Source organism: uncultured Gilliamella sp. (assembly GCA_945271295.1).
Taxonomy (GTDB): domain Bacteria; phylum Pseudomonadota; class Gammaproteobacteria; order Enterobacterales; family Orbaceae; genus Gilliamella.
The window spans coordinates 1-10,104 of the sequence record CALYPG010000039.1 but is presented as its reverse complement, the minus strand read 5'-3'; the positions used below and the strand labels follow the sequence as shown (position 1 = coordinate 10,104).

Below are 10,104 nucleotides of genomic sequence, written 5' to 3'. Positions count from 1 at the left end.
CCTTTTACTGACTGGATTCGCACTTAGATGTTGAATGTAGGTTTAATTTTATACTAAAACGTATGCTATTCCTGAAACTTCTTGGAACATACTTGCGACCAAAACTATAAATAATCTATTAACAACAACCAATATTTTTAAGAAAGTGAACTAATCCTTATCGATTTTTTCTGAAAACCTGACTTCTTATAACTCCAATAAATGGACTATAAATCATACTTATGAAGTAATATAACTACCTTACTCAAAAAACACTTTTTTAGTTGGATTAACTGTGTTTAATTAAATAAAACAATTTTGCCGACAATGTCGGCGAAGAAAAAATAAATATCAATAAACCAATAGTGTTTATGCAAAACCTTTTAAGCCAACCACATGTACATGTTCATTGTTATTAATTACTTTACGCACTAATTTGTAGGTGGTACCTTTTTCAGGACTGATATTTTCTGGCGCTGCAATAATCAATTGCATTTCTAATCTTTCACAAAGCTCAAATAAAGTGGCAATTGATTTGGCATCCAAACGAGCAGCTTCATCCAAGAATAGCAAACGGCATGGTGAAATATCTTTACTGCGTAGGCGTTTGGATTCATCTTCCCAACTTTGAATAACCATCAATAATATCGACATACCGGTACCGATTGCTTCCCCAGTGGATAACGCGCCACTTTCAGCACGTAACCAACCATCAGCACCACGATTAACTTCAACATCCATTTCCAGATAATTTCGATAATCGAGCAATTCTTCACCAATAGTTTGTGCGGTTCGTTGCCCCATATCAATATGTGGGTTTAAACGTTGATAGAGTTTCGCTAATGCCTCTGAAAAAGTAATTCGATTATTACTAAATAGATCTTGATGTTCATTTCGTTCATCAGCAAGTCCAGATAAAAGGGTAGCATGAGTTTCACGGATATTAACATTTAAACGGACACCATTAACTTGACCAAATGCAACAGCTTGCAATCCTTGATTCAGCACACGGATACGGTTTTGCTCGCGTTGAATCGTTTTACGAATAATATTTGCCACACTTTTAGAGCTAATTGCCAATTGTTGCTCTCGTGAAGTTAATTCTTCCGTCAAGCGCGACAATTCGATCTCCATTTGTTCAATTGCTTCAATTGGATCATCGGTTTTTACAATATCTTGGCGAATTCTTTCACGTAAATGTTTATAAACGGCAATATAAAACTGAATTTTCCGTTCTGGACTTTTAGGATCTTCTGATAATCGCAGTACATCGCGCAGATGTTCATTATCGTTTACAGCAATGCGCAAAGAACCTAATGCCTTATCTGACATGGAACGTAGTTCATCAGCACTCAAATAGGCTAGTTCACGGCGATGTAAACGGCGCTCTACACTATTGTCTTTAACTAGTCGGAGAACTAAACACCATTCAACTTTAGCTCTTACCACCTGTTGACGTAATTGTTTATAATCACGTAATGTTTGAGCTAACCGTTTTTGCATTTGAGTCATCTCACTTTCATACATAATGAGTTGTTTTTCTAATGAAGAACAACTTTGGCGATTAGTATTGAGTTTTTGATGGATCTCATCCCGGCGAATTTGTGCTCGCTCTTGCGTATTTGCATCAGCTTTAACACCAATTTGTTCGATCTCTTTATGTAGCTCATTTAACATATCGCGCTTTGTCTCAAACGCACTTTTAAGTGAAGCTAAGGTCTGATTATATTGGTTATATTTATCTTGATATTGCTGCATTTGACTACGCGCTTGTGTTCTGTGTTCTTCAACAAGTTCTAATCTAGCACGTAACTTTTCATTTAAATCGGTATCATTATCTAGCATACCGGCTGAATCTTCATAACCAAAATGGGCCCGCCTTTGCATAACTTCAGTCAAGGCAAACACTTGCTCACGAATTATTTGTTGTTGGTTCTTAATTGAATTGTAATGTTCACGCAAAGTTTCATTTTGTTCAGGATCGCTTTGTAATACAGCAACTATTGGCTCTAATTCCGACACAGTATTACGATTGCGAGTAACATATTGCTCTGCTTCTTGAGCTTCTGTTAACTGTTCACGCAATTCATCTACCCGGTCAGCCAAATCGTCATCAGCAAGTAAGTGCATTTGAGCAATAAGTCGATTTATGGTAGTCAATTGTTCTTTGCAATTAGCAACTTGTTGTTGATTTTGTTTATCAATGCTTTCTTGAGATGATAATTGACGTTCAATTTCACTACGTCTTGCTACTAATTTTTGTGCTTCTGCTTCTGGATCAATGTCAAAAGCAACGGCTAAATATTGAGCGATGAATTGCCCAACATTTTGCTCAATACGTTGTAATTTTTGTAAATCAAATGAGATGGTTGCATAACGTTCGAGTAATTCATCTCGTTCGATCGATAACTTTTCAAGATGAACTTCTCGCGCTGCACGACCAAAAAGTGGTACTGTTGGGAAACATGAAAAACGCCATTGACGATCACCTGTTTTGACCAACACCGCTTTATTCATCTCTTCACAATCAAAAACGCTATCATCGAATGATGACGGATCACCTTCAATAAAATAGATATCTTCAGGATAATCTTCATCACTTGTAGTGAGGTTTTCTAACTGTGCTTTAACCAGTGATAAGTCAGGCACAACAATTGCTTGTCTGGCTGGGCCATATAAAGCCGAAAAGTAAGGAGCATCATCGATAGTAACATCTTCATAGATTTCTGATAGTAATACCCCATTAAATCGTTCCGCAAGCGCAGATAGACGCCCATCATCAACACCGCTCGGTTGATTTAATTGTTCAATTTGGGTATCTAACTGATTACGCCGATTATTAATTTGATCTCGCTCAGTGATTAGCACACGTTCCTGTTCAAGAAGTTGACGCATATGTTGTGTAATCGCTTGGCTATCATCAAAAGTTTGACTGGTTTGCTCTTGTAAGGCAATTAATGCATCTTGTGCTTTTAACCATTGTGGTGCTTTTTGATGATAATCGCTAATTTTAGTTTGAATTTGTTCAAGTTCTTGCTTAAATTCGATACGTTTTTCACTTGATTCGCTGGCAAGTTGAGCATTGTCATCAAGTTGTAGTTCGAGTTCTTGTTGTAATCCATCGAGTTCATCGTAACTGACTTGGCGTCCAATTCGTTTACAAAACTGCGTTAATAAAGATTCAGCTTCTTTTTGTTCAAAGAAACGTTGTTCTAACTCATGAAGTTGCAATTGTAAGTATTGCGCTTGTTCTGCTTGGTAACATTGGGATGGCCAATTTCTAAGAGCTTCTTTGGCTGCTGTCCAAGCTTCACTACGGGTTACTTCACCAACTAATTTGATAACTAACTGATAAGCACGATCAAACTGATTAATTGCCTCATCAGCAACACTAAGCTTTTGTTCTAATTCTAAAACTTGCTTAGTGATTTCTTTTTGTTTTTCATCAAAAATCGCATAATATTCTTCTATATTATTCATTGCCAATTTTGGCAACTGACATAAAGACTGTGCATTTTGTAAGGCTTGCAAAGCTTGTTGATATTGAATGGCTCGGGTTTGTTGTACATCTAGTGCTTGTTGATAATCGGCTAATTGTGTTTTGATTTCATCAACTTCTTGTTCAGCATGTTCAACCTGATCACGATAGGTTTGATATTGTTCATTCGCTTCTATCACCACTTCGTTTTGCTCTTCAAGTTTCAGATTTAACTCATCTAAATCTGCTTGATACCGATCGATCTTTTCTTGTTGACGTAATGCTGTTTGGGCTAAATTGAGGTGATCGTTGGCTGCTTGTAAATCAGTTTCTAAAATAGCTTGTGCATCTTGATATTCTTTAAGTTCATTGGCCATTTCATCTTGACGAAATTGATTACTAATAAGCTGGTCTTGGGTTTTAAACATCTCACGACGTAGTCCTAATACCGATTCAATATGTACACGACGTTCATTTGAGTGCCGCATATAATCAGCAGCAACATAATCTGTCGATTCAGTAATAAGATGTTTAAACAAATCGCGATCTGATTGCGTGACCCGTATTGCTTCTAATGTCATGCGATTTTCGCGTAGTGCAGCTTCCATATCTTGGAATGCTTTACGTACTCCACTATTTTCGGGTAAAAGATAATCACGCAGTGAACGCGTAATTGCACTTGAGATACCTCCATAAAGTGAAGCCTCAATCAAACGATAATATTTGTTACGATCTGATGATGAACGTAACCGTTTTGGTAAAATACCAAAATCAAACATAACCGAATGGTAATCCGTTATAGAATTAAATTGTTTAAAGATAATGCCATCCATTGATTCAACTTTATCTTTAAATTCAGACAAAGATAAAATTCGTGCTTGTTTATCATTTAACCGCTCAGTGACTAATTCTGTTGGACTAATAGTAACTGACAAGCCTTGCAGTAAAAATGGTTTTATATCCACTTTTTTGTCCCGCCCAGCTACTTGCTGTAGACGTACACCACAAATAATCCGCTGATTACGTGAATTAATTACATCTAACATTGAATAACAAACACCTGGTTTTAATTTACCGTATAATCCTTTATCGCGTGAACCAGATGTAGCGCCTGCTTCGGTAGTATTTCTAAAATGTAATAAGGTTAAATCAGGAATTAATGCGGTTACAAATGCAGCCATTGTGGTTGATTTACCAGCCCCATTACCACCAGATAGCGTTGTCACTAATTGGTCTAGCTCAAAAGTTCGAGCAAAAAAACCATTCCAGTTAATCAGGGTTAATGAGTGAAATTTACCGTGTCCAATCATGATTATTCAATCTCCTCATTAACAACGACATCTTCTTGTTCTTCATTATCATTTTCATCATCTAAACTCAAAGATGATTCTATTTTAATGGCTTCACCATCACGAATTAAGCGTAATTGCGCTTCTTGAGCATCATCAGTGCTACGTACATCTGCACCAAATCGAAATATTGATTCATTGATACGAAAACGACTGTTGTCATTTCCAACAATAAAAAAAATCATACCGAGTCGACGTAAACGGTTTACAGCAGTTTTGACTTTATCAAATAATTTTTGCCGATCAAGATCTGAGCCAGTCGAACGTTGATTTACTAATTTAAGCAGTTTGCTTTCGTCAGCAAGTGAAACCAGTTCATCAAAGAGTTCTTGTAAGGTAAAAATGCCTTCATGCGCTAATCGCTCTGGGCTTAAATATAAATAGCAAAGTACTTTACCGACTAGCATATCAAGTTCAGACAAAACCGAACGAGGTATTAATGTTGTTGAACGTGGTCGAAGATAGAAAAAACCTTCTGGAGCTCGAATTAATTCGACGTTATAGCGTTGGTAAAACTGTTCAAGTTCAGATTGAAAATCCATCAAAAAAGCATGTTGATCGAGTTCATCAATACCTATATGACGCCCGGAACGAAGCAAGCTATCAAGTTCTGGGAAAATAGGATTGGCTATCGCTTGAGCCAATTTGATTGGCATATATTTATCCATCGTATCTTGTGAACTTGCGGCTAAGCGCCCCATGACATCATTAAGAGGGTGAGCCGCTTCTTTTGTTTCAAAATCGTTAGTATCTGTCGATGACATGTGCTTGCACCTTAGCTCCATAATCGTTAATAAGTTTCCATTCGGCAGGAATACCGAGCAGATCATCTTTAGCAAAACCAAGTCGGATTGCCTGATCGATAAATAATCTTGTGATATCAAAATGTTGTTCGCGTGGGAACTGTTTTAAAAAGCCACGAATGGCAATACCGATATCAAGTGGCTTATTGTCTTGTTTAAAGATCAATAAATTTTGTTCAATATGCGCAATAATGTAATCTTGAATCTCTTCAATCATTTCAAATTCTAGTTCTGAAGGTAATTCACCGGTAACTTCAGCTTCATGCAAAGCAAGTTCCTCATCGCGCATATCAAGTAAGCGATCGGCATTGGCAAAGATAAGAGACCAAGGTAAATCAAAATAGCTCTGGATTGATTTACGCAATCGTTGTGAAAAAACGCGATTTTTATCTAAATCAATCGCAGTACGTATAAATTTATGGACATGTCGATCATAACCTATCCATAGGTCGATAGCTTTTTGTCCCCAACCAATAATTCGATCTAGTTTTGCTTGTAAATCAATGACCACATTATTGATTTTATCTAGATCGGGAAGATCAAGTATTGCATCTTGAATCAAAAGTAGACTAGCCTGTAATTTATCGCCTGCAGCTGCTAATGTGTCTTGTAATTCACGTAACGTTTGTGATGTTGCGCTAAGCAGTTCTTCACAACTACTAATTGCTGCTTGCCAATCTTGGCTTAACAATGCCGAAATATTCTGCTTTACGTCAGCTTGTTGCTCATCCATTACTCGCTGGGTAATATCGATACTATCAAAAATTTCAGCAACCGAATATTTTAAAGGTGCAAATACATTCCTGTGCCAATGTAGATCATCACCGCCTTCAACCGCAGCTTCGGCTGCTCGCTTTAATTCTTGGGCAACAATAGAAAGTTGAATTGACAATCGTAAGGTTGAAAATTCACGCTGACGAATATAGTAATCAGTAATTCCAATACCGAGTGGAGTTAAGCGATAAATTGAAAAACCATCTGTCATTTCACTAGCAAAACGCGTAATTAATCGTTGGCGAACTAAATCATTAATCGCATTATTGGCGCGAACAGCGATGGTATCTTCACTTTGCTCAAAAATCTGTGAAACATGCTTGAAAGCATCAATTAATTCAGATTCAGTCATTTCGCCATCGAAGCGCTCACTATTTAAAACAGCAATAGCCAACAAAAATGCCAGCCTTTCGACAGGTAATGCAATTGAAAAATCATTCTTTTTTGCCCAAGAGACCAGTTCTGGCACTGATTGGGAAAAATCTATCATAGCAGTTCCTTAATTAAAGATACGTCATAACAAAAAGTACCTTAAAAATATGCGATACGTAATATATTGTGCCAAAGACAAATATTTCCGATTATATAACAAATTGTGATAGTTAAAAACAGCTATATTCAAGATTTATTATCAAGTTTGAGTTTATAAAATCTATTTGAAATAATTCAAATTATTATCAATTAATTTTAATAAGATATTTAGATAATCAATACCTTCATGCTTTTCATATTAACTATTATTTAAGCATAAGTTAATACATGTCAATTGTCTATTTAAGAACACTCTTTAAATTTATTTCAATTATTTAAAAAGATAAAATTCTGGTTAATTAACGAACAGATAATTCTTGACATTTAACAATCCGAAAATAATAATGATTATCATTTTCATAAAATAAAGAGGTAAATATATGCGTAAATTATTAGTCCTTATGTTGTCTGGAACTCTAACTGGCTTGGTTTCACAAGCAGTTTCTGCGCATGGTATCTGGATTACTAATCGTGTTGATCAAAAACAAATTGTGCTAGGGGAAGGTCCATTAGATAATGGCTATCAGCCGGAATGTGTTAAACAACTCAATGCCTATACAAGTGATTGGTCAGCAATATCAATTGCGAAAAAAACACATAGCAATTATGTGACTGTTGAACCAACTGATAAAACAGCTGTAGTTACAGTATCTTTTGATTATGGTTATTGGACCAAAAATTCTCAAGGTAAATATGTTAATTTACCTATGAATAAAGTTGAAGGCGCCTCAAAGGGCACGCATGCGATCAAATACAGTATAAATTATCTATCATCAGTTAATAAACCTAAGTTGATTAAGGATATTCCACTGCAAATTGTACCAAAAATTGATCCAACTAAATTAAAACGAGGTGATAATTTGCCTATCACAGTTTATAAAGATGGCAAACCACTAACCGATGTCCCGGTAATTATTGATGTAGTGGGCAATTTAGACAAGACAATCAAAACCAATGACAAAGGTGAAGCTTCTATCACTATTCCAAATCAAGGATTAAATGTCATCGGTGTAGAAATCGGTTTCCCACTAAAAGATAATACATTAGCTACTCAAGACAAATTTTTTACTACATTAACTTTTACATTAATGCCAGAAGAAGATTAAATAATTTAATGGTATTAGAGTAAAAATAATAAATAACTATAATAAAAACGAGATACGAATGTGATGTCGTTTTTATTATATTATCAGTTTACCTCATCAATATTATGTAAAACTTCAACAATTAAATCCCGAAAATCCGCATGATCTACTTCAGTTACCACTTGTATATGACAATATTCATCGACTAAACAACCAAAATTCACCAGCAGTATACCTAAAATGAAAGTTGCTATTAATTCAATATCAATAATAATTCGTTAGGTGTTGATTAAACGAGATTGATTACATCAGTAACCATGCAAAGATCGTGAACAAGCAGGTAAAATCTTGTGCTTTTTGTACCTTTTGTCAAAAAGGCTAACATATAGCACTAATTTAGCAAAAAATAGGTGCCACAATTTAAATTAACTTGATGATAAATATAGTGTAATTTTATGATTATATCATTGATGGTTGTTATTACTAAAAATAATAATAAGAAGGCGATAATAAAAAATTAATTACCTGCTCGCACTGACGCTAATTTATGCTAAAATCAAAAGTACACCAGATTTACTTTAACAAACATAAGGATGTAACGCAATGCATATAGGTATACCTAAAGAACGGTTATCCAATGAAGCTAGAGTTGCGGCAACACCTCAAACCGTTGGACAGCTGTTAAAACTTGGATTTACAGTTTCTGTTGAACAAGGTGCAGGCCATGCAGCTCATTTTGAAGATCAAGCTTTTATTGATGCGGGAGCCACAATTCAAAATACCCAAGATATTTGGCAAAATGATTTAATTTTGAAATTTCATGCACCTAATGATGATGAAATCGCTTTAATGAAAGAAGGATTAACCCTCATTAGTTATATTTATCCGGCGCAACATAAAGAACTGTTAGAAAAACTAGCTGCTAAAAATGTTACTGTCATGGCAATGGATTGTGTGCCACGTATTTCAAGAGCTCAATCACTTGATGCATTAAGTTCAATGTCCAATATTGCGGGCTATCGTTCGGTAATTGAAGCAGCGAACCAATTTGGTCGATTCTTTACTGGGCAAGTTACTGCTGCCGGTAAAGTTCCGCCAGCAAAAGTGTTAGTCATTGGTGCGGGTGTTGCCGGCCTTGCCGCAATTGGCGCAGCGGTGAGCCTAGGTGCGATTGTTCGGGCTTTTGATACTCGCCCTGAAGTTGCAGAACAAATTAACAGTATGGGAGCTGATTTCTTAGAATTAGATTTTGAAGAAGAAGCTGGCTCGGGAGATGGATACGCCAAACAGATGTCAGCAGCCTTTATTGAAGCAGAAATGGCGCTATTTGCTGAACAAGCTAAAGATGTTGATATTATTATAACAACAGCCTTAATTCCAGGAAAACCAGCACCTAAACTAATCTCTAAACAGATGGTTGAATCGATGAAGCCTGGCAGTGTAATCGTTGATTTAGCGGCACTAACTGGTGGTAACTGTGAATTAACCAAACCTGGTAAAGTTTACGAAACAGACAATAATGTAAAAATTGTTGGTTATACCGATTTAGCTAATCGAATGCCTGCTCAAGCTTCGCAACTTTATGGAACCAATATTGTTAATCTATTAAAACTTCTTGCTAAAGAAAAAGATGGTAATATTGATATTAACTTTGAAGATGTTGTAATCCGTGGTGTAACGGTAGTTAAAGATAAACAAGTTACCTGGCCGGCGCCACCAATTCAAGTTTCAGCACAACCACAGAAGAAAGAAGCCGTTCCTATTGTTAAAGCTGAACCTAAACCAATGGAACCTCAAAAGAAGTATGGCATTTTAGCATTAATTATGATTGCTTACTTCTGGCTAGCAAATTCTGTTCCAGAAAGCTTTTTAGGACACTTTACGGTGTTTGCTTTATCTTGTGTAGTTGGGTACTACGTGGTATGGAATGTGACTCATTCTCTCCATACACCGCTAATGTCAGTGACTAATGCTATTTCTGGTATTATTTTAGTCGGTGCAATATTGCAAGTTGGTGATGATAATGGCTTAACGACAGCAATTGCTTTTGTTGCTATTTTGATTGCTAGTATCAATATTTTTGGTGGATTCTTTGTTACCCAAAG

The 10,104-nt window shown here is 36.0% G+C and carries 5 protein-coding genes; 2 read left to right on the top strand and 3 right to left on the bottom strand.

What is annotated here, in order from left to right; translation table 11 throughout:
* Nucleotides 1-348 precede the first annotated feature (348 nt).
* From mukB to mukF, 3 genes are all read right to left on the bottom strand, one after another.
* The gene (gene mukB / locus Q0K76_RS12595; RefSeq protein WP_294616024.1) at nucleotides 349-4,767 is read right to left on the bottom strand and encodes a chromosome partition protein MukB; all 4,419 of its coding nucleotides are present in this window, start codon (nucleotides 4,765-4,767) and stop codon (nucleotides 349-351) included.
* A 2-nt stretch (nucleotides 4,768-4,769) separates the two neighbouring features.
* Complete coding sequence (gene mukE, locus Q0K76_RS12590; RefSeq protein ID WP_363322500.1) at nucleotides 4,770-5,474, bottom strand: chromosome partition protein MukE; 705 nt, start codon at nucleotides 5,472-5,474, stop codon at nucleotides 4,770-4,772.
* A gap of 76 nt (nucleotides 5,475-5,550) precedes the next feature.
* Complete coding sequence (gene mukF / locus Q0K76_RS12585) at nucleotides 5,551-6,873, bottom strand: chromosome partition protein MukF (protein ID WP_294616022.1); 1,323 nt, start codon at nucleotides 6,871-6,873, stop codon at nucleotides 5,551-5,553.
* 421 nt (nucleotides 6,874-7,294) lie between these two features.
* On the opposite strand from mukF, the gene Q0K76_RS12580 reads away from it, so the two are divergent.
* Nucleotides 7,295-8,020 (top strand): DUF4198 domain-containing protein, encoded by a 726-nt coding sequence (locus Q0K76_RS12580; RefSeq protein WP_294616021.1) that lies wholly within the window; start codon nucleotides 7,295-7,297, stop codon nucleotides 8,018-8,020.
* A 582-nt stretch (nucleotides 8,021-8,602) separates the two neighbouring features.
* The coding region (pntA, locus tag Q0K76_RS12575) for a Re/Si-specific NAD(P)(+) transhydrogenase subunit alpha (RefSeq protein ID WP_294616020.1) at nucleotides 8,603-10,104 on the top strand (1,502 nt) is incomplete at its 3' end.